Raw genomic sequence first — 25,195 nt, forward strand, 5'->3', positions numbered from 1 at the left:
AATGCGGATTATTCATTAGTGGAAGTATGAGAATCGATTACCGTTCCTTCTCGCACAAGACCTGCACCTTCGGCAATAATAACATCACCGGGAGCGAGTCCCGACTCGACAATATATTCCGTACCGTTATTCAAACGGAACACTTCAATCGGAGTAGATTTCGCCTTACCGTCAACTACTTTATAGACAAAAACGCGATTTTGCAATTCATAAGTGGCAGTTTGAGGAATAACGATTACGCTGTCTCGATGAGTAGGAACGATCACTTTTCCGCTACCACCATTGCGTAACAACTTATCCGGATTTTTAAATGAAGCACGAAGACTTACTGCACCTGTCCCGCTATCAACGGTTCCGCTAATAGCATCAATTTTACCGGAATATTGATAAACTTTACCATTACTGAGCATCAATTCTACTTCAGGCATTTGCTCCATTGTTTTCTGCAGCGAACCATATTGTTGCACAAGATCCAGAATTTGATTCTCGTCCATCGAGAAATAAGCAAAGACCTCGTTATCGTCAGAAACCGTGACTAACGGTTCTGAAATATTACTATCGACAAGAGCTCCTACTCGATAAGGAATCATACTGGCTACTCCATCTACCGGACTTTTTACTTCTGTATAAGAAAGATTATTACGTGCATTTATCTCCTCGGCACGAGCCAAAGCAAGTGCAGCTTGAGCTTCGGCAAGAGCATTACGGGCAGTTTGCAAATCGAATTCAGAAACCACATTCTCCCGAAACAGTTCTTCCTTACTTTCAGCCGTAAGTTTTGCTGTCGCAAGTTTAGATTCGGCACTCTTCACATTAGCCATAGCCGTCTCAAGCGCAGCTTTATACGGAACTTGATCGATAACAAAAAGAACTTGTCCCCTATGTACGACATCCCCTTCATTCATACAAATTTTCGTGATTATACCGCTTACCTGTGGACGTATCTCCACATATTGCCGCCCTCGAAGCGTAGCGGTATAATCTCTCTTAAGCGTTTGATTACTGAATCCGACATTCAAAGTTTTATACTTAGCAGATGTTTGTTCCTGAGGCTGAGATCCGCACGAATAGAGCAGTATAAGCCCCGATAAAATAGGAATAATGAGGTATTTCATTGAGTATAGTTGATTAATTATTACATTACATAATGAGATACAAAACAAGTAATGGCAAAAATAAAAGGATTTTGCTACATATTATAAAAGTGTTGATTAACGACAGAAAAGTGTTGATTAACGACAATAGGCAATTTTTGAGGTATAGCATCTAATATTTATCTTTGTGATAAAGATTTGATATTTTACGAATATATTAATACCCTGATGCTATTTAAAAATTTCAAAGCTAAAGGAAAGGAGACTGCATATTATACATTTATACGGTATCCTCAAATAATACACTATGTCGATCTACTTTTCTGCTTGGTTATCTTGCCATTGATTATCCTATTAGTTCCGGTCGACAAATGGATTAAAACCCAACCTGTTTTTGTCGGAACATTAGTCTTATACTTATATTTACTTTATTTCACTTACAGAAAAGCTAATATTCCCTCGCTCTTTTTAAAAAGAAAATATTTACATATCATTATCCTGATCATCATATTGACACTGATTACAGAACTATTAACACATTTCCCCATATCCGATAAATTCGGGTCTAAATTACCCATAGATTTTCGCCGTCACTTACACGCCCAAACCATATGGTTTTTCTTCTTGATCGTATCCGGATTTAGTTTAGCCATTGAAGTAACCTTCGAACTATTCCGCCAAATGTTACAAAAACAAGAAATTGAAGCAGAAAAAAACAAAGCCGAGTTAGCGATGTATAAAGCTCAGATAAATCCACATTTTCTATTTAATACGCTCAATACGCTTTATGGTTTGGTCATCACTAAATCAGATCTGACAGAATCTGCATTTGTAAAATTTTCGAATATCCTGAAATACATGTATGATAATACTTCGGTAGAAAAAATAAACATAAATAACGAAATCGAATATATCCGGCAATATGTAGAATTACAAAAACTCAGACTAAATCACCATACAAAAGTCATTTTTGAAAGCCGTACAGATGAAGAACACGTTCTTATCCCTCCTATGATACTGATTACATTTGTCGAAAATGCTTTTAAATACGGGACGTCGTCTTCTGAAGATTGTACCATACTTATACGAATTATAGTCGAAGATGGTGTTTTGCTTTTCAAGACTCGTAACTCTATCATGAAAGAAAAAAAAGAAGGTAAATCATCTATCGGCATCGAAAATTGTAGAAAACGCTTGCAAATGCTCTATCCCGGACTCTTCACCCTTGTCACCGAAAAAGATGATAACAAGCAGGAGTTCTTGGTTAAATTAACGATACAATTGTCTCGAATATGAAGCAAATCAACTGCATAGCTATCGATGATGAACCGATCGCACTACTGGTAATCAAACAATTTTGCGAAAGGAAAGGGAACATTGAGTTAAAAACTTTCTGTGAGCCTCGTATAGGATTAGAAGAAATAAAAAAAGACAAACCTGACATCGTATTTCTCGATATAGAGATGAACGGTCTTAACGGATTGGAAATCGCAAAAAAGCTGCCTCATAATTGTTGTTTGATATTTACTACGGCTCATGCTCAATATGCTCTTGACGGCTTTAATCTCGATGCGGTAGATTTCCTGCATAAACCGATAGCTTACGAGCGTTTCGACAGGGCAATTGAAAAAGCTATACGAAATATTTCGGGATGGAACAACAAAAATGATCAAGAGACAATCGTTGTCAAGCAGGAATATAACAACATAAATATATTGCTATCTGATATTTTCTATATCGAGGCTTTAGAAAATTATTGTAAAATACACAGAATAAACGGCAATAGCGTAATATCACGGCTCAACATCAAAAGCATTCATAAAATGTTACCACAAAACACTTTTTTAAGAGTACACCGTTCATTCCTCATACCCATAAACCGCATACAAAGATTTTCTAAACAAGAAATATGGCTAAGAGGTTTATCAAGGCCTATACCGGTAGGAAGGCGTTATGCAAAAGAAATATATGATTTTTTGACCGATAACAGACAACTGTAATAAATATCGATTATCAAAAGCCATATATTAAATTTGAAGAGGCTGAACTCTACAAACACTCCCAAACAAGATCGAAAAACGAGCTATCAGACAACATCAATCTTCTCTTTTCAATATTTTTACAATGTCACAAAAAAGTTTCCGATCTTTTTAAATAATGCCAAAATGAATTAACGCATTTCGAATGCCATCATTATCAACCGTATCTGTTACATAGTCGGACACCGCTCGTATAGACTCGGCAGCCCCACCCATAGCTATCCCTATACCGGCTTCCCGAAGCATTGAAATATCATTTCCCCCATCTCCAAAAGCTATTGTATGCGAAATATCAAAATCATAATAAAAAGCAAATTCTCTAATACCAGATGCTTTATCAACGCCTTTCACATTTATATCTGCAAAAATCGGATGCCACCTGGAAGCGGAAAGGTTCGGAAGTTGAGCCATAACTTCTTTTTCTGTCTCCTCATCACAATAAAAACATAACTGACAACATTTACCTTCGATAAACTCCTTTTCTATATCGATGACCGGCGGAACAGGATGATCTACCAATCTCGCCAATTCTATAACGATAGGGTTCAACTCATTGACAAAAATTCCGTTATTCGTTTCAACGGCTATCGGAAACCCAAATTGTCGAGAAAGAGCATAAGCTTTCTGAAAATCTTTATCAGAAATTTGTTTTTTAGACACGGAAGTACCGTCTCTCAAGACGCAATCCGAACCGTTAAGGGCTATTACGGCATCAAAAGGGACTTCTTCTATTTCATGCAAATCACTTGCAGCTCGTCCTGTCGCGATAATAATTTTACACCCCGAATTATGGACTTGCCGTAACGCATCTATTGCCGACTGAGGCACACGATGAGTATCAAAACTTACCAACGTACCGTCAACATCTAAAAATATCGCCCTTATCATATTTAAGAAATTATATTATAAGAAGTTTACAACTCTATTAGTTTATTATCGATAACTTGTAAAGGCTCAATAACTACTCATATCAAATTTACTGCAACATCATTATGGCTGACTTGCAAAATTATAATAATTGTTTTCAGATCTTGAAAGCAGAATAGCAATTTTTTACTTCCGCAAATAAAAAAGATAAAAAAATCGTCAACAATTTCAATAAAAAATAAACCCGCCTATTATTCAATTGATAATAAGCGGGTTATAAATATTCATGTTGTCCTGGAAGGATTCGAACCCTCACAAGCGGAACCAGAATCCGATGTGCTACCGTTACACCACAGGACAATTTTTTTATTGCGCTGCAAAGGTGCGAATTTATTTCTCTATTACAAAACCATACCGATATTTTTTACTTTCGATTAAGTTTTTTTTACAAGGCTGTTTCTTCTTTAGGCAAAGCTGACTCTACTGCTTCGTATGATTTTTTCATAAGCGTTTCAATATCATGTCCTGAAATAGGGTCAGGGAATAGGGGTTTATGAATAGTCAAAACCATTTTTCCCGGTTTTATCAAATATGACGAACGAGGCAACACAGAAAAAGAGCCGTCAATCGTTAAAGGTACTACGGGCAAATTTAAATCAATAGCCAACTGATAAGCCCCTTTCTTAAAGCGTTGAAGTTTCCCGTTCCATGTACGCGATCCTTCAGGAAAGACAACTAAGGACATGCCGTGTCTCAACGTCTGTTCTGCCATATCCAATGTTTCCCGAATACTTTTAGGCCCAGAACGATCTACAAATATATGTCCGGCTGCAGCACAAGCTTTTCCGACAAATGGTATGCGTCTGAGGCTTTTTTTCATCATCCATTTAAAATTATGTCCTAAGAAGCCATAAATTAAAAAAATGTCATACGCTCCCTGATGATTTGCGACAAAAACATAAGAAGTTTTCTTATCGATATTTTCCCGACCTTTTACTTTAACTCGCACAAACGAGATCCAACAAAAAAGCTGAGACCAAATGCGTCCCGGATAATATCCCCAAACTTTACTGTCTCCGATAAAACAGCCGACAATCGTCACTAATGCTGTTATTATAGTCAATACCAATAAAATAGGAAATGCAATAAGCCACTGGTAAAAAAAGAACAGTATTCTTAACATAAAATACACTACGGTTAATTACAATCAATATATAAAGACAAAGGTAGCTGTTAAGTTTTAGAAATACAACAGCTTTTCAGGATTCTTGCTGTTCGAGAATCATTAAGAAAGTTTTCAAACCAACATTCCTTATCAGGAATAAAACCTCTCTCTAAAAAGGAAAAAAGGGTTCTGCAAATTAGTTTGCAGAACCCTTTTAGTGTCCGAGATGAGATTCGAACTCACACGATCCAATGATCACTACCCCCTCAAAGTAGCGTGTCTACCAATTTCACCACCCGGACATCGTTGTTTTTGAAGCGTGCCCAAAACAGGACTCGAACCTGCACGTTCGCAATAAACACTAGTCCCTGAAACTAGCGCGTCTACCAATTCCGCCATTTGGGCTTACTCGCTGTCACGGAAAAACCGTGGAGCGAAAGACGGGACTCGAACCCGCGACCCTAACCTTGGCAAGGTTATGCTCTACCAACTGAGCTACTTTCGCATAAAATTATCAATTTAAAATTTTTTACCCCCGTAAAAATATCAGAGCGAAAGACGGGACTCGAACCCGCGACCCTAACCTTGGCAAGGTTATGCTCTACCAACTGAGCTACTTTCGCAATTGCGACTGCAAATATAAGGTGTTATTTTGAGTTGTGCAAATGCAAAATATTATTTTTTCACCTTTTTTACGATCCTGTTTTTGTTACTTTTTGAATACTAACCGCTTAATATCTAAATCATATCAAACGATCCCTTCATATCAACGATTGCGTAACATCGAAAAAAATTCTTCTCTCAATTCTCTGTCCTTAAAATTGCCAGAATATAAACAAGTCGTAGTCGATGCATTCTGTTTTTCAACCCCTCTCATCTGCATACACAGATGACGCGCCTCTACCATAACGATAGTCCCATACGGTTCGATTACAGAATCAAAACAATCGAGTATCTCCTGAGTCATACGTTCTTGAACCTGAAACCTCCGTGCAAAAGCATCAACAAGCCGCGCAGGTTTACTCAAACCCACAATTTTATCTCCCGGCATATATCCGATATGCACTTTACCGAAGAAAGGAAGCAAGTGATGTTCACACAAAGAATAGAACTCTATATCTTTTACAAGAACTATTCGCTGAGAATCTCCATAATTTTCATGAAAGATAGCCGAACGGAGAATCTCTTCAGGCGACTGGTCATAACCGCTCGTTAAAAATTTCATAGCACGAGCAACCCGTATAGGTGTTTTTTCTAATCCCTCCCGGTTTACATCTTCACCCAATAACTCCAATATACTTTTATAATGTCCGGCTATCAAATCTTCCTTTTCTTGATCAGATAACCGGTCCTGTACCTTTTGCATATTACCAAAGTCTTTATAATCTTCATTCTACAATACGTGTTAAGCGGATCATATCCTTCACAACACGCATTTCCCGAAATTGAGGAAATGTATTCTTTAATTCGATCAACTTGAGATTCGCTTCTTCAAATGAACGAAAGTCTCCCACCCTAAGTCTCCAAAAAGGAGATGTAAACGTAACGTAAGTGGACAATTCCGGATCTGCATCTTTTATCATAGAAGCTTTCTGATAAGCTTCATCTTTGGATCTTCTCTGATTATTATCCGAAAACACTTGTATTCGATACCCGCGGACTGTTACATAATTCATATCTCTCGATGATGTTCCGGATAAAGCGACATTACCTGTCCGCCTTGCCAGACGATCGGTAAGACGTGCATCCTGAAACAAACGGACACGTGCATTTCCGGTAACACGCTCTAACGACTGAACAATTGAAGTATCTGCTACCTGCACCTGAGCGTATGCACCACACCAACCTACAAGCGATAATAAAACGATCGATAAAACAGTTCTTCTTTTCATAGGCTTTATACAGATAAGAAAACTGCAAAAGTAAGCATTCTATCTTACTTTTGCAGTTTATAGCCTGTTTAATTATTTAAAATGCATTGATAATGCCCATAAAGGAATCGACTTCCAAAGCTGCTCCTCCGATAAGTCCTCCGTCCACGTCTTTATTTGCAAACAATTCTTTCGCATTCGAAGGCTTACAACTTCCTCCATAAAGAATAGAACAGTTTTCAGCAACTTCATTGCCATATTTATCAGCAATAGTTTTACGAATAAACGCATGCATTTCTTGAGCCTGTTCTGCAGTAGCAGTTTTTCCTGTTCCGATAGCCCATACCGGTTCATAAGCCAATATGATTTTTCCAAAATCTTCTGCAGACAGATTAAATAAAGATTCTTCTATCTGAGCTTTCACTACATCAAAATGTTTTCCGGCTTCTCTTTCCTCAAGCACTTCTCCAATACAGAAAATAGGAGTCAAACCATTAGCCAAAGCAAGAATTGTCTTCTCTTTCAGAATTTCCGGAGTTTCATGATAATAAGCACGGCGTTCTGAATGACCGAGAATTACATACTTAGCTCCTGTAGAAGCAACCATCTGGGCCGAAACCTCTCCGGTATAAGCGCCAGAAGCTTTATCTGCACAGTTTTCTGCAGCAACACCTATTTTATTCGTATCGATAGCATCTACAACAGAGGCTAAATGAATAAAAGGAGTACCGATAATCACATCGCAATTAGGAGTTTTTCCTGCCAAAGCAGCCTCAATACCTTTAGCCAATTCAAGACCTTCCTGAAGCGTCTTGTTCATTTTCCAGTTACCTGCAACAATGTTTTTTCTCATAACAAATATTAATTGTGTGGTTATATAATAAAATAACTATTACTCTTGTTTTTCCGAAGATACCAAAGAAGATTTTTTTTCTCTCCTCTTTTGCCGGGCTTCTCGTATTTTGCCGATAATAGCGGCAACTGTTTTTTCAGTCAACAACAAAATAAACATCGGTACGGCATAAATCGATACCAATATTCCCAAATTTTTCGATCCGTCATATACCCATGTACGCCCGATCGGGAGATTCTCTATCTCATCATTCAACTGTGCTTCGTCCGGCAAATGCGAAGGAAGCTGTTTCCATATAATCGTGCCTTTATGCAAAAGCATTACACCCGGATTACCCCGTATAATCGTTTTTATCGTAGTCTCATCCATCCTATAAAAAGGATAATCAGCTCCTGTATTATCCTGCCAAACAGCAATCGCCGAATCAGACGATGCAGTCACACAATAAAAATTATAGCCATAAGCCAATGCATAATCATATAAATCGTTTATTTTATCGATCTCACTTTCATCTGCATTTTCTAACGACGGAGTAAGCAATAAAAAAGTATATTGCGGATCTTCCAATATATCCCGAGCTATGTCAACATCATCTTCTCCAGAACGAATAATAAAATCCTCGATCGAAGATTTCTTTTTATCCGATATATTTTTTTTCTCTATCCGATCTACAAATACCCATGTAGTATCGTTCATGGGAATATCATCTAAAGAAAATTCTTTTCGAATACCCCCTTTTTCGTAAACGAAAAGATAATCATCACCTGCATCGATATTTCCACCCGATATAGCCTCCAGGATGTTCACACCTACTTTATAAGGACGAAAATCCAATATAGGCTGAAAATAAACACCAAACCATGCCAAAGCAAGGGCAAATAAAAGAGAGTATAATACAGTAAGCCACTGAACAGATTTATTATATACTCCTTTTACCAAACTATTATAACGAACAAGGAATAATACGGGAATCAATAAAAAAACATTTTTAAAAAAAGTCTCCCAATTGGTCAAGACAAGGGCATCACCAAAACACCCGCAATCGCTTACAGGATCGGCTATCGCCAGATAAAGTGTCAACGGGGTCATAAAGCACATGACCAACAAAACCAGCCATGAGGTCAATTTGCGGTAAGAACCGAGTAAAGTATTTATTCCCAGCAAAAACTCAAATGCAGCTAACACTACACCGAAAAAAAGAGATAAAGGAGATAAAAATCCGATACCTAAAACAGAAAAATATTCTTCGAATTTAATAGCAGACCCTGTAGGATCAATTGCTTTTACAAAACCGGAAAAGATAAAAGTAGCCCCGACAATCAACCGGGAGGCTATTACCAGCAGCCATAAAATCCGATTTCGTACCGATGAATCTTTTATTTCCGTTTTATTCTCCATACTCCAATTTTATCAATCCGAAAAGAGAATAGTTGATCATATCCATATAATTAGCATCCACTCCTTCAGAAACGAGTGTTTTCCCCTCATTATTTTCGATCTGCTTAGTACGGTATATTTTCATCAAAATAAGATCAGTATAAGAACTCGTCCGCATACTACGCCAAGCCTCGTCATAATCATGATTTTTAGCATACATTAAACGTTTGGTCTCATCCATATACTTGTCATACAGCTCAAGAGCCTTCTCTACAGAAATGTCTTCTCCATCCGAATATCCTAACTCCAATTGGATAAGACCGATAATACCATAATTAACTATCGCTATCAACTCAGAGCGAATCCCCTCGTCGACTTTACATTCTCCCTTAATCTCAATGCTCCGAATCCGGTTAGCTTTAATAAATATTTGGTCGGTTATGGATTGAGGACGCATGATACGCCATGAAGGGCCGTAATCTTTCAGCTTTTTGGCATACAGATCACGACAAATGCTTATAACATGTTCAAATTGTGCAACCGTATCTGTCATAAAAAATATTTTTCGGGTACAAAGGTACAAAAAACAATGAAATCAGGTTTTATAAAAACCTTGATTTCTCCAAGGCCCAAATCAAATTAAATCCGGACAATATATCAATCCCTGCCTTATTCATCAGCAAGCACATCGTCACTACCTTCTTCCTGCCGCAACTCATACATTTCATGATATTCATTCCAATCAGGATCTTTTTCTGTATAAATCACTATCGGAAGTTTTTCGAAAGAAGACAAAGCTTTATTCAACATCTCCCCGAAAGCCGGAACATTTCGTGTATAAAAAATCCATGTCCGTTCATTATCACCGGTATATACACCTGTCAATATCGCCAGTTTGTCTTTTTCCATAGCCTTTTGCAGAGCATCCTGTACAGGTTCCATCACACGAGCGTCAGACTCACAAGGCATTCCTCTACTATCACCATTATACTTCCAATAAATTTCAACCCGTTCCTTAAATTTTCCTGAACGTACATACAACTCCAAATCATCACGACCGCAAACAATCACCATAGCTCCGTTCTCAGTTTCTGAAACAGTCGTAAACCAATTATTAGACAACTTCATTTCCTATTTGTTTTTAATTACCGGTTCTACAAAGATAGAGATAATTTAGTCCCTGTTTAAAATTACACAGAAATATTTTACAACAATCCACGTCGTTCGCAAACATCAAATGAGTTCTCCCCAAAGCGAAAAATATCTGAAACTTATTTGTTTATATCAAAATGAAATGTATTTTTTCGGATTCTTTTTATAAAAAGACTATCTTTGTCCATAATATTTAACCTATTTAATGACACAATGAAAAAACATATCGATCTTTTTTGCGCAATAACCGCATTATTTTTATCCGGTGCATGTGCTCCGACCGTTAAAGCTCCCGAAGCAATTCTTCCGATACCAGAGCCAAAACAGGTAGAATGGCAGAAAATGGAAACCTATGCATTTGTACATTTCGGATTAAATACATTCAACGATCGTGAATGGGGATACGGAGATTCAGATCCCAAAACTTTTAATCCCACAAAGCTCGATTGCGAACAGTGGGTAAAAACATTCGTTGCATCCGGGATGAAAGGAGTTATCCTTACAGCAAAACATCATGACGGCTTTTGTTTATGGCCGACAAAACTAACGGAATACTGTATCAGAAACACTCCATATAAAGAAGGGAAAGGCGATATTGTCGGTGAACTGGCAGCAGCTTGCAAAAAATATGGTATCAAATTTGCCGTATATCTTTCACCGTGGGACAGACATCAAGCCAACTACGGAACACCGGAATATGTAGATTATTTTCATAAACAACTGCGAGAATTAATGACCGATTACGGAGAGGTATTCGAAGTCTGGTTCGATGGAGCTAACGGAGGAGACGGATGGTATGGAGGAGCGAAAGAAAATCGTACCATCGATCGCAAAAACTATTACAATTATCCTGAAATATATAAGATGCTGAGTGAATTGCAACCGCAGGCCATCATTTTTTCGGATGGAGGACCCGGTTGTCGTTGGGTAGGAAATGAAAAAGGTTTTGCAGGAGCAACAAACTGGTCTTTTTTACGTACAGGAGAAGTCTTTCCCGGCTATGAAAAATACCGTACACTGCAATACGGCCATGCCGACGGCGATCAATGGGTAGCGGCCGAATGCGATGTTTCTATTCGTCCGGGATGGTTTTATCATCCCGAAGAAGACAATCAGGTGAAAAATGTAGATCAATTGACCGATCTTTATTACCGCAGCGTAGGGCACAACGCAACGCTATTGCTTAACTTCCCTGTTGACCGAAACGGGTTGATTCACCCCATAGACTCTGCCAATGCCGTAAACTTCTACAAAAACATCCAAAAGCAATTAGCAAATAATCTATTAGCCGGTATTATACCTTCAGTATCTAACGAAAGAGGCGGAAGATTTACTGCAAAAGCAATAACTGACCGAGAATACGATACCTATTGGGCAACCGAAGATAGTATCAAATCCGCCACAATAGAATTTTCTTTACCGGAAAAGAAAAAAATCAACCGAATGATGTTGCAGGAATATATCCCGTTAGGACAACGTGTAAAAACATTTTCTGTAGAACATCGTAAAAACGGCAAGTGGTTTCCCGTAAAATTGAATGAAGAAACGACTACTATCGGATATAAACGGTTACTCCGGTTCGAAACAATAAATACGGATACAATCCGCATAAACATAACCGATTCCCGGGCATGCCCATGCATCAACAATATCGAGGCTTATTATGCAGGAGAGACTGATGAAATTTCGTTCAAAACCGATACAAAAAAATTAAATAGTTTTCCTTTTAAAATCCAAGGTATTTCTGATAACGAAATTCTGAAAGCGACAGACGGAAACGACTCCACATCTTGTTTTATAAAGAGTAACACGGTAATAATCGATTTCGGAGAAGAGCGTGTTATCTCATCATTCCATTATCTACCTGACCAGAGTGAATACAATAAAGGTCTCATTGCTTTATACGAACTCATGACAAGCAATGACGGTCAAAATATCGATAAGACAATAGCAAAAGGTGAATTTTCCAATATAAAACATAACCCTATACTCCAATCCGTCTACTTTACTCCTGTAAATACCCGTTATCTTTTCTTGAAAGCAGTTAAAATGATCAATGAAGGCGAACCCATAGGATTTTCAGAAATCGGTATTCAATAATAAGCTTTTACACTTAACCATAAAGGATCTGTTTTTTGAAAACAGATCCTTTATGGTTAAGTGAATTTTCATCACCGGATAAAAATAACTATCTTTGGCGACTATAAACAGAATTCACCTCATAAGAATGAAAATTTATTATCAGATTATACTTTTAATTTTCTGCAATACATTATTCATACAAGCAAACAGCACAGACTCTATCGTCGCACAAAAACATCTGAAAACAATAACAGTATCTCAAATAAGAAACAAAAATAACACGATCTCCATATCGCCCGACAGCCTTGTTCAATATGGAAATTCACTGAACGACATTCTGTCTTTTTTCCCTTCATTGGAAAACGATATGGAAGGAAATATCCGATTACGGGGATCTGATAAAATCACATTTCTCATTAACGGAAAGCCTACTTCTTTCTTAGGAAATTACCGGAGCGAAATAATGATACAACTCCCAGCATCGGCCATCGGAGAAATCAAAGTCAACCATATTCCGGATGTAAGCCAACAAGCAGAAGGTTCGACGGGAACAATCGATCTTATATTAAAAAAATCTCAACAGAACATACCCTCAGGACAAGTCTATTTAGGAACAGCCAATAGCGACCGATATATGGCCGGTGCTCATTTCGGAACTCCGCTATCTCCACACTGGAAATTCAATGCCGGCATCGATTACAAACGCGAGTATAGGAAACGTACATTTCTGAATACGATCACTTCTCGCGAAAATAATATTGTCACAAACGAGCAAATTCAAGATAATTCGGCAATAGCCCATCCTCAAACAATCGTAGGCTCTTTAGGAAGCGAGTTGAACCGAAATAAACACACTTTCAAAGCTGACTTCTCTTTTATACAGATGTGGTTCGACCGCATCGGAAATATTCACAATACCGAAACAAAAAAAGAGATGAAAGTAATCCGTGACAACGAACAGGCCAATCGCCAATATAGTGTCGCAACGTTCTACCAATATACGCACAACGATCAAATTTCTTTTTTCACAGACTTCAATTACCGACATACGACATACGATGAAAACAACGACTATCAACGCAATGTTTTACGCCCCAAACCAAACTTGATACAAGACAAATTCTTTATCGACCAAAAAAATGACGAATATGAATTGAGTCTGGCAGGAAAAATCGGGACATTCAAGACCGGATATAACACATGGATTACAACTTCTACGAATGCAAACCGAAAAGAAATATATGATAACGGCTTTTATGCCGAAGCTCAGGAAGCATCTTTTAATATGGATATGAATCGCCAGATACATTCTCTCTTTTTGCAATATGAAAAACAGTGGCAAAAATGGTTTATATATGCAGGAATAAGAGGAGAATATACTCACCAATCGGTTTATTTGGCAAAGGATAACAACCGGATAAAACAAGATTATTGGAATTTATTTCCGGCATTCCAACTTTCTTATAATAATCAACGCTCCGGACACTCGTGGCAACTCTCTTACCGGCAACGTATCAACCGGCCTGTTTTTTCTGAATTAAACCCGTTTCTCGATCAAAGCGACCCTCAAGAAACCATACAGGGAAATCCCTACCTAAAACCGGAAATCAGCCACAATACAGCATTAAGCTACCATTATACGAACCGAACCTTTACATTCACACCTACATTATTTTACAGAAATAAAAAACAGACCATAGCACAAATTACACAAGAAGATATGGTCGTTACTTATAAAAATCTATATCACAGCCAATCGGCAGGAGCAGAGCTCGGTATATATATTTCACCGGTAAAATGGATGGATATACGCATAAACGGAACTGTATATTATGATGAAATACAAGCCGACAAAAAAGGGAATAAACGAAACGACTGGGCATGGAATACCAATGGGATCGTATCATTCAGGCTTACTCCTACCACAACTTTACAATGTAACGGTAACTACATATCCGATTTACAAACAGTACAAGGAAAAATAGAGTCTCGTTACCGAATAGATACAGGAATAAGGCAAAGCATATTGTCCGGAAAAGGAGAAGTAACTCTACAAATAAACGACTGGTTCGGATCGGTAAAAGAAATTACCGTAATCGATACGCCGACATTATATAAGCGTACTGAAAAAAGTCGTGATAACCGTACCGTATGGTTAGGATTTGCATGGAATTTCAATATAAATAAACAAAATAATAAGCTAAACTTAACATTATGAAACTAAAAAGAATGTTGTTACCCTTAGCTTTCGCGGCAATTTTGTCGCCGGTAAAAGCAGACGAGGGGATGTGGTTACTTCCGTTTTTAAAACAACAAAATTCGGAACAACTGAAAAAATTAGGGTTAAAACTCGATGTAGATGACATCTATAATCCCGAACGAACTTCTCTGAAAGATGCTATCGTTATCTTCGGAGGAGGATGTACCGGAGAAATTATCTCACCAGAAGGATTAATCCTTACCAACCACCATTGCGGATACAGCGCTATTCAACAACATAGCTCGGTAGAGCACGATTATTTGAGTAACGGATTCTGGGCAATGGATAAAAAGGACGAGCTCCCTACTCCGGGTCTCGAAGTCCGTTTTATCGATAAAATCGAAGAAGTAACCGATTTTATCCAAGAAGAAGTCAGCAAAACCGGAGATCCGTTGAAAGCTTTCGATCCGGCATTTCTCGATAAAATGGCAAAAGAAAAAGTCGGAGAGAAATTTTTGGCGGAAAACCCTTTTACAGAAATAAGCATAAAACCGTTTTTCGGAGGAAATCGATTCTTTATGTTCACAATGAAAGTATATAAAGATATTCGTTTCGTTGGTGCTCCCCCCTCTTCTATCGGGAAATTCGGAGCTGATACGGACAATTGGATGTGGCCACGTCACACCGGAGACTTCTCTCTTTTCCGGGTTTATACCGATGCTCAGGGAAATCCGGCAGAATATTCAGAAAACAATATCCCCATGCACCCGAAAAAATATTTCAATATTTCACTGAAAGGGATCAAAGAAAACGATTTTGCCATGATCATGGGATTTCCCGGGTCGACCAACCGTTATTATACGTCATGGGAAGTAAAACAACGTCGTGATGTAGATAATACGATCCGCATCAATATGCGAGGTATCCGTCAAAAAGAGATGTTAGACGAAATGCTTGCCGACCCGAAAGTAAGAATCCAATATGCCAGCAAGTATGCCCGTTCGAGCAACTATTGGAAAAACTCTATCGGGATGAACAGAGGGATCAATAAACTGAAAGTTATAGAAAACAAAGAGTTGGACGAAGCTCGGTTCAAAGTATGGGCAAATGACAACAACCATCCGGAATATATTCAAGCACTAAATGAAATGCGGGATGCAACTTTACAAATGAATAATATCAAATACCAATATTATATGTTATTGGAAGCGTTGTATCAAGGAGTGGAATTTTCCGGAGTTCCTGCTCGTAATAAAAAACTGATCGAAGCTTTAGAGCATAAAAACGACTCTATCATCAAATCTGAATTGGCCGATCTTGAAAAAGCTTACAAAGCATTTGCAAATAAAGATTATAACCGCAAAGTCGACCAAAGGGTATCGAAAGTCATGCTGAAAGCATATATGAAAGAGGTCGGGAAAGAAAACCGTCCCGAAATTTTCACCCTTATCGATAAAAAATTCGACGGTAACATCGACCGCTTTGTTGATGAAGCTTTTAAAACTTCAATTTTCGGAAGCGATGAAAATTTCAATAAATTCATGAAAAAACCGACGGCCAAAGCCCTAAAATCGGATTTAATGATACAATACGCTCAATCTGTCATTCAAAAAATGATAGACCTACGTAAAGAACTAAAACCAATAAATGAGAAGTTCGCTTTAGCCAAACAAACATATATCAAAGGCCTACTCGAAATGAATCCCGGTAAACCGGCATATCCGGATGCAAACTTTACAATTCGAGCAACCTACGGACAGGTACTGCCGTATTCTCCGTCAGACGGTATAGATTATCATTACTATACTACGTTGAAAGGAGTTATGGAAAAAGAAGATCCGAACAACTGGGAATTTGTAGTTCCGGAAAAACTAAAAGAACTCTACAAAAACAAAGATTTCGGTCAGTATGCCATGCCGAATGGAGAAATGCCCGTAAACTTCCTCTCGAATAACGATATTACCGGCGGAAATTCGGGTAGTCCGGTATTTAATGCTAACGGAGAACTTATCGGAACGGCATTTGACGGAAACTGGGAAGCCATGAGCGGCGATATTGTATTCGAAGAAGCTCTTCAACGAACAATAAGCGTCGACATCCGTTACATACTATTCATCATAGACAAGTTTGCGGGAGCAAAAAATATCATCGATGAAATGAGTATTGTCAAATAAAATTGCAACCATATATAATAAAGAAGGCTCGGATTCACATTCTGGGCCTTCTTTATTATATAATATTTCATACAAATACAATAAAATATCTCACTATTTTCACTATATTTGCCCATAAGTCTAATATCATTCAATAATTTTATGACACATTTCAAATTTTGTCGGCTTCATTTATTTGTAACTATCGCGAGTATAACGACATTAATCTCCTCATGCGATCCGAAGAATGACAATAATACCTACATAGAAGAAGAGGCATTATCTGCACCTTCTAACTTCACAACCGATTATACTAATAAATGTATTCGATGGGATGCAGTTCCTAATGCTGAAAAATATTATTGTACCATCAATGATCGTGAAAATTATACCATTTCAAAGAACTACATCAATTTAACAAATACATCCATAACCGAAGATCAATGGCATACAATTACTGTTCAAGCTATAGCACCGACCAATTCAAAATGGTACAATTCTTCAACAGTTAATCATCCTTTTATCTTCACAAAAAAAACATTACTTGCCACACCAACTAACTTCAAACACGAAATTTTTGAAATTATAGACCCAATTTCAAAACAACCTGAAAATAAAATAAAAATAATGTGGGATGCTGTTCCCAATGCCGAAAAATACTATGTTACATTTAAAAAACAACAAGAAACACACCCAAAGTGGGAAAGTAGACCTATTACCGAGTCATCTTTTATACCAATGCGCACCATAGAAATAGGGCATAACTACGTTCTTGAGATCTGTGCCATTCCTAAAGAAAACAGTCCTCTTTACGTAACTTCAGAAACCAAGGAAATAATAATCACTGCCCAATAGACCCATAACACACACTTCATTACAAACGATTTATAAGCCCCCATTATTAAACTTTATTCTTTTACATCATCTTCCGGTACATTATCCTGTACAACGCGTTTCTTCTGAAACTTTTCATGAATAGACTGCATCAGATGATAAAAATTCGGAATAAATAACGTACCCAACAAAGTATTCACCGCCATACCAAAAACAACTGCCGTTCCTAATGATATACGGCTCGAAGCTCCTGCTCCGGTCGCAAAAATAAGGGGCATTACTCCCAATATAAAAGCAAATGAAGTCATCAAAATCGGGCGTAATCGCACTCGTCCGGCTTCTATAGACGCTTCGGTAATCGACTCGCCCTTTTTACGATAATCGATAGCGAACTCAACAATTAAAATAGCATTTTTCGCTGAAAGTGCAATTAAAAGAATAATCCCGATCTGACTATAAATACTGATAGACAATCCCAATAACATGCAACCGAGTACCGCCCCCAATATGGCAAACGGCAATCCGAGTATCACAGCAATAGGGCTCGTCCAACTCTCGTATTGGGCTGCAAGAACCAAAATAACGACCAAGATGGCCAGTCCGAAAATTAGACTAACCGAAGAACTTGCTTGAGTTTCCTGATACGCCTCTCCTGTCCAATCATAACCGAACGTAGTCCCTAATACCCGATTACTTAAATTTTCCATCCCCTGAATTCCTTGCTGCGAACTGAATCCGGGTGTAGTTATAGCCGTAATAGCTGCAGAAGAATACATATTATATCTATTCACCAGATTAAGTCCCAATTGCTCTTCCAATGTAGTAAATGCTGAAAAAGGTACCATATCACCGTTCTGATTACGAACGCTCAGTTTCAAGACATCACCTATCACCGTACGGCTATCGGCGGCAGCTCCTAACTTAACCTGATAAATGCGCCCGAATTGAACAAAATCATTGACATAAGCCGAACCCATATAATATGAAAGCGTCGAAAAAACATCACTCAGTACCAAACCTTGCATTTTAACTTTATCTCTGTCTATATTCAAAAAATACTGAGGCGTATTCCCCTGAAACATAGAATTGAGAGTCATTATCGCCGGTTCTGTTCCGGCTTGTTCCAACAGTGCCGAAACAGCATTCTGTAATGCTGTAGTACCCAAACTATTTCTATCTTCCAGCTCAAACTGTAAACCTCCGCTTACTCCCATGCCCGATATTGCAGGAGGATTGACTGCAAAAATAACAGCCTCCTGAATAGATGCAGCTTGAGCATTTAGTCGATTCACAACAGAAAATACACTCTCATCTTTAGCTTTACGTTCGTCCCAATTTTTCAACATGACAAAAAAAGTCGCACCGTTCGACGCATTTGCTCCTTGCATCATCGAGAAACCATTTATACACAAATAGGTGCGAACTTCAGGATAAGAATCGAGCATTTTCATGATTTTTCGGGACACCTCTTCTGTACGTTGCAGGTTTGCAGCATTCGGGAGCTGCACGGATACGACAAAATACCCTTGATCTTCCTGAGGAATAAATGATGTAGGCCAACGTAAAAACAACCAAAGCGCCCCGACAGACAAAATGAGAAAAAGAGACATCGTAATTACCGGCTTGCGAAGAAAATAGGTAATAGCCTTTACATAAGCTCCGAGAGTTTTATCATATACCTTATTGAATCCTTTATACAAGAAAAATTTAGGGTCTTTAGTCGGTTTTAAAAATAATGCGCACAAAGCCGGCGTCAAAGACAAAGAATTAATTCCGCTAAAAACCGTAGCTGTTGCAATCGTTAACGCAAACTGTTTATAAAGTTCACCTGTGATACCACTAATAAAGGCCGTAGGTATAAACACCGCCAGCAACACCAAAACCACACCGATCACAGGGCCTGTAATCTCTTCCATAGCTTGAGTAACCGCCTCTTTATTGGTGTATTTTCCGGTATCGAGAAGACGAGACGAATTTTCAACTACGACTATGGCATCGTCCACAACTATGGCTATTGCCAATACCAAGCCGAAAAGAGTCAACGTATTTATCGAAAAACCGAACAGATGCATCACAGCAAATGTACAAATAAGAGAAACCGGAATAGTCAGAGAAGGGATTATCACGGCTCTGAAACTTTGCAAGAAAAGCAATATGACAAGCATGACCAACAAGGTGGTTTCGACAAAAGTAACCAACACCTCGTCAATAGAAGCCGTCACAAATTCGGTAGTATCCAATACCACCTCATAATGCACCCCTTCCGGTAAATATTTTTCCAAATCCTGCATTTTCGCCTTAACATTTTTCGCAACATTAAGAGAATTAGATCCGGGTAATTGATAAATAGCAATTGCAGCAGCTTGCTTCCCATTTTGAGTCGAAGTCACACTATAAGATGCACTTCCCCTATCGATACGGGCAATATCCTTCAATCGCAAATATTTACCGTCCGGCAAAGTTTTAATTACGATATTTCCGAATTCGTCAGGAGTAGTCAAACGCCCCTTTGCCGTCAAAGTAAACTGGAATGCTTCTTTCCTATCCAAAGGCGGTTCTCCAACAGTTCCGGCAGAGACCTCCATATTTTGAGACTGTATAGCACTATATACATCTGCCGGAGTCAATTTCCGGATACGCATAATTTCCGGATCAAGCCATACACGCATACTATAATTTCCTGTTCCGAATACAGTTACAGCCCCAACTCCCGGCAAGCGGGAAAGTTGGTCGGTCAAATTAAGGCTCGCATAATTTGAAAGATATAACCCGTCATACATCGGGTTATCAGATTGCAGAGACAAGAACATTACGATATTCGTAGATTGTTTTTTTGTAACGATTCCCTGTTGTATCACAGCTTCAGGAAGATTTCCTTGCGCTATATTTACCCGATTCTGAACCAAAACAGTAGCCATATCGACATCCGTGCCGACCTCGAATGTTACCGTCAATGTATATTGTCCCGAACTGGAAGATGAAGAACTCATATAAATCATGCCGTCCACTCCGTTGACTTGTTCCTCTATCGGAGCACCTACCGTACGGGCAACGGTTTCGGCACTTGCCCCGGGATATACTGCCGACACTTGTACTGTCGGAGGTGTTATATCGGGAAACTGAGCAACCGGTAACGACTCAAGCGCCACGACACCGGCCAATACCATAAGTAAGGCGAGTACAGTAGCAAAAATCGGTCTGTTTATAAAGAATTTAGATATCATGTCTTTGTATTTTTATTCAATATAGTCCGGTTAATTTTTCTCTAATACAGGTTTTATCTCCATTCCTTCCCGTACTTTCAACAGAGCTTTCGTCACATAACGGTCTTTCGGCTGCAATCCGGATTTTACAAGTCTGAGAGTATCAGAAAACAATTCTCCCGTTTCAATATGCCGATAAGACACCCGGTTAGAATCATTAACCACATAAAGATATTTACCCAATTGGTCGGTACCGATAGAAGCATCTTTTACTAAAACGGCACTATCTTGTTTGCCGTACGGTAAACGGATATTCACATATAAACCATCCTTCAATTCATTATCAGGATTCTCAATTTCGGCACGAATATTCAATGTTCCCGTCGAGAGATCGATATTCGGAGACAGATAATTCAATTTTCCCATATAGGGACGGGATAAAGGCGATTGAAAAAGAATTTCCACTTCTCCGGGTAAACGTTCTTCAACACCTTTCTTATCAGTAGAAGCAAGCATTTGTAAATACTGATTATCTTCGATATTAAAATAGGCATTCATTTTATCGTCCTGATAAATAGTCGCCAATTTAGCCGCCTGACCTTCTCCGCTGATATAACTGCCGACACTATATATCGACTTCGATATATGACCGGAGAAAGGCGCGCGTACATAACAATATCCTAAATTTGTTTTTGCAGTTTCAAGTTGCGCCTCAGCGTCTTTCACGTTCGATTTTGCACTAATTAATTGAGTTGCAGATTTAATCAAATCTATTTCGCTGATAGCATCGCTCCGAGAAGCTTCTTTCATACGGACATAATTATTCTCTGCATAATCGAGACTTGCCTGTGCATTTTTCAGCCCGGCTTCAGCCCTTTTTACAGCATCCTCATATAACGTAGGTTCAATTACAAATAACAATTGACCTTTTTTGACTAACGAACCGGCCGTAAACGGAGTGCTTTGCAAATAACCGTTCACCCGTGCCATCAGATCCACAGTATTCACCGAAGATAAATAACCGGGATATGTTTTATGTAATATAACCGGCCTCACAACCGGGTATGCAACAGAGATTTCCGGAACAGACATTCTTTGTTCCGTTTTTTTAGATGTACAAGAAAAGAGAACAAATCCTACTCCTGCAAAAAGAAAAAGTCTGTTTTTTAAAATATTTTTCGTCATGGGATTTATTATTATTCGTTTTTATTCTGATCTATTTGCCAACCTCCCCCGACAGCACGATACAGTTCTATAAGAGAAGAGAGAGTCCCCCCTTGTGCCGAAACCAAAGAATTTTGATAACTCAACAAAGAGCGCTGAGCATCCAACACATTTTGAAAAGTCGCTAATCCCCGTTTATACAAATCCAAAGAAAGTTTAAGGGTGACCTCTCCTTGTACCACCAACTCACGCAGTGCGACAACTTGTTTAACAGCATTGGTATATGACGACATGGCATTATCTACTTCTTGAACCGCTCCCAAAACCGTCTGGTTATATTGCCGGATATTTTCATCCAAAACAGCTTTTGCTTCTTTAGTTGCTTGAGTCAGTTGACGACCTTGAAAAAGAGTCCATGATAAAGTCGGAGCAATTTGATAAGTCAAACTGTTATGATCAAAAAATTTGTCCATATCTCTCGTTGCAAAACCGATACTTCCTTTCAAATAAAATTTTGGGAAATAATCAGACTTGGCTGCACCTACCGAGGCTGCCGCTGCCGCAACTGACCGTTCGGCACTACGAATATCAGGTCGTTGCCGCAATAAATTGGCAGGAATACCTATACTGACAATTTTCATATAATCCGGAATCGGACGAGGATCTTTTAACGCCGTATACAAATCGGAAGGATATAATCCGGACAAAACAGCTAATGCATTTATTTGTTGCCGAATACCGGCTTCGATCGACGGAATAGACGCCTTTGTACTGTAATAAACCGATTTAGCTTGAGATACATCCAACTGAGAGGCAAGCCCGGTATTATAGCGCACTTCGGTAATATGCAAGATTGCCTGCTGTGAAGCCATATTTTTCTGAGCGACCAGCAACTCCTGCTGTAAAGTTCTCAATTCGGCATAAGCTGTTGCAACTTCTGCTGTCAAAGAGACCAAAACGGCATTATATTCTTCTTGTGTAGCCCGAAACTGTTCTTTGCTGGATTTCACTCTGCTCCGAATAGATCCGAACACATCCAATTCCCAACTTGTAGATAATTCACCGGAAGCATATCGCTGATTCATAGTAGGAGAATCGATAAACTCCTTATTCATCTGCCTGCTGTTCTGCAACTTTGTCCAACCGGCCGAAAAATTCAAATTCGGATAATAATATCCTTGCTGTATTCTCAATGTCGCATGGGCCGCCCGTATACGATCGGCAGCAGCAAGCAGATCTTGGTTGTTCTGCAACGCTAACCCGATAATCGAATCCAATTGAGAATCTTGTAACTCCGACCACCATTTTCCCTCTATCGGCTGTTGCTGTAAAAACAACGTATCGGCCTCCCAAGCCTGCGGTAAGGGACGAGTCAAATATTTTTGCCCTGCATCTCGCTTATTTTGGCCATAGGCATACGTCAACATACCCGATAAAACCACACATACCAACGATAAAATAAGATTTCTCTTTGCCATTTTTCTCTTTTCAGGTTTTTATGGACTGTCTGAATTTTCCCATAAAAAATATTATCTGGTCATTTTTGTGTTTTCTTCCAGCCTTTTTTCCCTTCTTCATTCATCAGAGAACCAGCCATCATCTTCGAAAAAAACGTACAAATCTGACCCGGGCAAAATTTAGACAAGCTTTTAGGGATATAACAAACTATTTTATTATTTGTTTGCTGAAAAGGGCTGTAGAATCGTGAACAATTGTACAAAAAATGATTACCTTTGACACCCGCAACAATATAATTACTGCTTAGAAAACAGAATGAATATTTCAGATCATATAAATGCTCAACGGGCATACTTCAATAGTCAGATAACCAAGCCGATATCTTTTAGAAAAGCAGCCCTTATACAGTTAAAAAAAGCTATAGAAAAGTATGAACCGGATATAGAAAAGGCTCTTTGGGATGACCTGAAAAAATCGAAATTCGAAAGTTATATTACTGAGACAGGTTTTGTTTTGACAGAACTTAACCGGACACTAAAAAAACTAAAAAACTGGTCTTCTCCGAAAAGAGTTAAAACACCATTATTTCTTTTCGGATCTAAAAGTCATATCCAATATGAGCCTTACGGCATTTCATTGATACTCTCCCCATGGAATTACCCATTCCAATTATTGTTCGCTCCATTGATCGGAGCAGTAGCGGCAGGTAATTGCGTTATATTAAAACCATCACCTGCTTCTCCGCACACTACTGCTGTCAGTAAAAAAATCATTAAAGAAGCCTTCGATCCGCGCCATGTAATATTGATAGAGGCCAACAGTAGAGAAACCGATCTTTTACTACAACAACGATACGACTATATATTTTACACAGGAGGTGTAGAATACGGTAAACGGGTTATGGAAGCCGCATCCAAACATCTGACACCCGTCACTCTCGAATTAGGAGGAAAAAGTCCGTGTATCATCGATAAAGACGCTAATATCGACATTGCCGCCAGACGGATTGTATGGGGGAAGTTCTTAAATTGCGGACAGACTTGTGTCGCTCCCGATTACATTTTCGCACATCAAGATATTAAAGATGAGCTGATTCTCAAATTAAAAGAAGAAATTATCCGCCAATACGGAAAAGATCCCCAAAAAAGTCCGGATTATCCCCGTATTATACACTCGGGACGATTTTACAACCTGATGTTGCTGCTAAAGCAAGGCAAAATAGAAGCCGGAGGGAAATACGATGAAAAAGATTTGTATATCGCTCCGACCGTCATTTCGGGAATTACTCCCGAAAACAGAATCATGAATGAAGAGATTTTCGGACCGATTCTTCCCGTTATGACATTCAATGAACGGGAAACGGTTATTGATTATATCAATAGTCAGGAAAAACCTTTGGCTTTGTATTATTTCGGAAAAAACAAAAAAAACATACGAGAAATATTAGAAAAAACCTCATCAGGAGGAGTCTGTATAAATGACGTAGTAACTCACCTCGCCAATCCCGACTTGCCATTCGGAGGCGTAGGCCATAGCGGAATAGGGCGTTATCACGGTATTGACAGTTTTTATACATTCAGCCATACAAAATCAGTTCTTTCTACTACAACGCACATCAATCCGGGAATAAAATTCGCCCCATACGCAGGGAAATTATCAATATTGAAACGTTTTATGAAATAA

At 38.6% G+C, this 25,195-nt stretch carries 19 protein-coding genes and 5 tRNA genes; 7 read left to right on the top strand and 17 right to left on the bottom strand.

Annotated features, from left to right (window positions below):
• Positions 1-8 precede the first annotated feature (8 nt).
• The gene (locus tag AC0UMU_RS01300) at positions 9-1,115 is read right to left on the bottom strand and encodes an efflux RND transporter periplasmic adaptor subunit (protein ID WP_278715526.1); all 1,107 of its coding nucleotides are present in this window, start codon (positions 1,113-1,115) and stop codon (positions 9-11) included.
• 207 nt (positions 1,116-1,322) lie between these two features.
• On the opposite strand from AC0UMU_RS01300, the gene AC0UMU_RS01305 reads away from it, so the two are divergent.
• Positions 1,323-2,390, top strand: a complete 1,068-nt coding sequence (locus AC0UMU_RS01305) for a sensor histidine kinase (RefSeq protein WP_122338221.1) — start codon at positions 1,323-1,325, stop codon at positions 2,388-2,390.
• Complete coding sequence (locus AC0UMU_RS01310) at positions 2,387-3,094, top strand: LytR/AlgR family response regulator transcription factor (protein ID WP_009317339.1); 708 nt, start codon at positions 2,387-2,389, stop codon at positions 3,092-3,094. The genes AC0UMU_RS01305 and AC0UMU_RS01310 overlap by 4 nt, the downstream gene beginning before the upstream one ends.
• Before the next feature lie 150 nt (positions 3,095-3,244).
• Here the strand turns inward: AC0UMU_RS01310 and AC0UMU_RS01315 are convergent, their stop codons facing one another.
• The 13 genes from AC0UMU_RS01315 to AC0UMU_RS01375 all read right to left on the bottom strand — a co-directional run bounded on the left by AC0UMU_RS01315 (position 3,245) and on the right by AC0UMU_RS01375 (position 10,394).
• A complete protein-coding gene (locus AC0UMU_RS01315) occupies positions 3,245-4,021 on the bottom strand; it encodes a Cof-type HAD-IIB family hydrolase (RefSeq protein WP_278715524.1) in 777 nt (258 codons plus the stop codon).
• A gap of 268 nt (positions 4,022-4,289) precedes the next feature.
• Positions 4,290-4,360: transfer RNA gene (locus AC0UMU_RS01320), tRNA-Gln, on the bottom strand.
• Positions 4,361-4,445: 85 nt separating this feature from the next.
• Entirely contained in the window at positions 4,446-5,183 is a 738-nt protein-coding gene (locus AC0UMU_RS01325; RefSeq protein ID WP_288641899.1) for a lysophospholipid acyltransferase family protein, read from the bottom strand.
• Between the two features lie 200 nt (positions 5,184-5,383).
• A tRNA-Leu gene (locus AC0UMU_RS01330) sits at positions 5,384-5,467 on the bottom strand.
• Positions 5,468-5,485: 18 nt separating this feature from the next.
• Positions 5,486-5,570: transfer RNA gene (locus AC0UMU_RS01335), tRNA-Leu, on the bottom strand.
• Between the two features lie 24 nt (positions 5,571-5,594).
• A tRNA-Gly gene (locus AC0UMU_RS01340) sits at positions 5,595-5,670 on the bottom strand.
• Between the two features lie 45 nt (positions 5,671-5,715).
• Positions 5,716-5,788 (bottom strand) — tRNA-Gly (locus AC0UMU_RS01345).
• Between the two features lie 143 nt (positions 5,789-5,931).
• The gene (gene folE / locus AC0UMU_RS01350; protein ID WP_288640228.1) at positions 5,932-6,531 is read right to left on the bottom strand and encodes a GTP cyclohydrolase I FolE; all 600 of its coding nucleotides are present in this window, start codon (positions 6,529-6,531) and stop codon (positions 5,932-5,934) included.
• Between the two features lie 22 nt (positions 6,532-6,553).
• Positions 6,554-7,057 carry an SPOR domain-containing protein gene (locus AC0UMU_RS01355; RefSeq protein WP_009317344.1) on the bottom strand — a complete coding sequence of 168 codons (504 nt, stop codon included), beginning with the start codon at positions 7,055-7,057 and terminating at the stop codon, positions 6,554-6,556.
• A 76-nt stretch (positions 7,058-7,133) separates the two neighbouring features.
• The gene (tpiA, locus tag AC0UMU_RS01360) at positions 7,134-7,889 is read right to left on the bottom strand and encodes a triose-phosphate isomerase (RefSeq protein ID WP_009317345.1); all 756 of its coding nucleotides are present in this window, start codon (positions 7,887-7,889) and stop codon (positions 7,134-7,136) included.
• A 39-nt stretch (positions 7,890-7,928) separates the two neighbouring features.
• On the bottom strand, positions 7,929-9,287 hold the full coding sequence (locus AC0UMU_RS01365; RefSeq protein ID WP_009317346.1) for a BT_3928 family protein: 1,359 nt from the start codon (positions 9,285-9,287) through the stop codon (positions 7,929-7,931).
• Positions 9,277-9,819, bottom strand: a complete 543-nt coding sequence (locus AC0UMU_RS01370; protein WP_009317347.1) for a DUF1599 domain-containing protein — start codon at positions 9,817-9,819, stop codon at positions 9,277-9,279. The genes AC0UMU_RS01365 and AC0UMU_RS01370 overlap by 11 nt, the downstream gene beginning before the upstream one ends.
• A 116-nt stretch (positions 9,820-9,935) precedes the next feature.
• Entirely contained in the window at positions 9,936-10,394 is a 459-nt protein-coding gene (locus AC0UMU_RS01375) for a DUF695 domain-containing protein (protein WP_009317348.1), read from the bottom strand.
• A 237-nt stretch (positions 10,395-10,631) separates the two neighbouring features.
• Between AC0UMU_RS01375 and AC0UMU_RS01380 the strand changes: the two genes are divergently transcribed.
• The 4 genes from AC0UMU_RS01380 to AC0UMU_RS01395 all read left to right on the top strand — a co-directional run bounded on the left by AC0UMU_RS01380 (position 10,632) and on the right by AC0UMU_RS01395 (position 17,708).
• Positions 10,632-12,518 carry an alpha-L-fucosidase gene (locus AC0UMU_RS01380; protein WP_288640234.1) on the top strand — a complete coding sequence of 629 codons (1,887 nt, stop codon included), beginning with the start codon at positions 10,632-10,634 and terminating at the stop codon, positions 12,516-12,518.
• Between the two features lie 127 nt (positions 12,519-12,645).
• A complete protein-coding gene (locus tag AC0UMU_RS01385; RefSeq protein ID WP_278714536.1) occupies positions 12,646-14,718 on the top strand; it encodes an outer membrane beta-barrel family protein in 2,073 nt (690 codons plus the stop codon).
• A complete protein-coding gene (locus AC0UMU_RS01390) occupies positions 14,715-16,874 on the top strand; it encodes a S46 family peptidase (RefSeq protein WP_353955706.1) in 2,160 nt (719 codons plus the stop codon). The genes AC0UMU_RS01385 and AC0UMU_RS01390 overlap by 4 nt, the downstream gene beginning before the upstream one ends.
• A gap of 141 nt (positions 16,875-17,015) precedes the next feature.
• The gene (locus tag AC0UMU_RS01395) at positions 17,016-17,708 is read left to right on the top strand and encodes a hypothetical protein (RefSeq protein WP_278714535.1); all 693 of its coding nucleotides are present in this window, start codon (positions 17,016-17,018) and stop codon (positions 17,706-17,708) included.
• A 53-nt stretch (positions 17,709-17,761) separates the two neighbouring features.
• Here the strand turns inward: AC0UMU_RS01395 and AC0UMU_RS01400 are convergent, their stop codons facing one another.
• From AC0UMU_RS01400 to AC0UMU_RS01410, 3 genes are read right to left on the bottom strand one after another with little or no spacing between them, the layout of a single operon-like run.
• Positions 17,762-20,911, bottom strand: coding sequence for an efflux RND transporter permease subunit (locus tag AC0UMU_RS01400; RefSeq protein WP_288640237.1), 3,150 nt, complete (start codon positions 20,909-20,911; stop codon positions 17,762-17,764).
• Between the two features lie 30 nt (positions 20,912-20,941).
• A complete protein-coding gene (locus AC0UMU_RS01405; RefSeq protein ID WP_009317353.1) occupies positions 20,942-22,075 on the bottom strand; it encodes an efflux RND transporter periplasmic adaptor subunit in 1,134 nt (377 codons plus the stop codon).
• A gap of 11 nt (positions 22,076-22,086) precedes the next feature.
• Positions 22,087-23,532: an efflux transporter outer membrane subunit gene (locus AC0UMU_RS01410; RefSeq protein ID WP_288640238.1), complete on the bottom strand. Its 1,446-nt coding sequence runs from the start codon at positions 23,530-23,532 to the stop codon at positions 22,087-22,089.
• Between the two features lie 295 nt (positions 23,533-23,827).
• Between AC0UMU_RS01410 and AC0UMU_RS01415 the strand changes: the two genes are divergently transcribed.
• The gene (locus AC0UMU_RS01415; RefSeq protein ID WP_022391019.1) at positions 23,828-25,195 is read left to right on the top strand and encodes an aldehyde dehydrogenase; all 1,368 of its coding nucleotides are present in this window, start codon (positions 23,828-23,830) and stop codon (positions 25,193-25,195) included.

Source organism: Coprobacter fastidiosus (assembly GCF_982245605.1).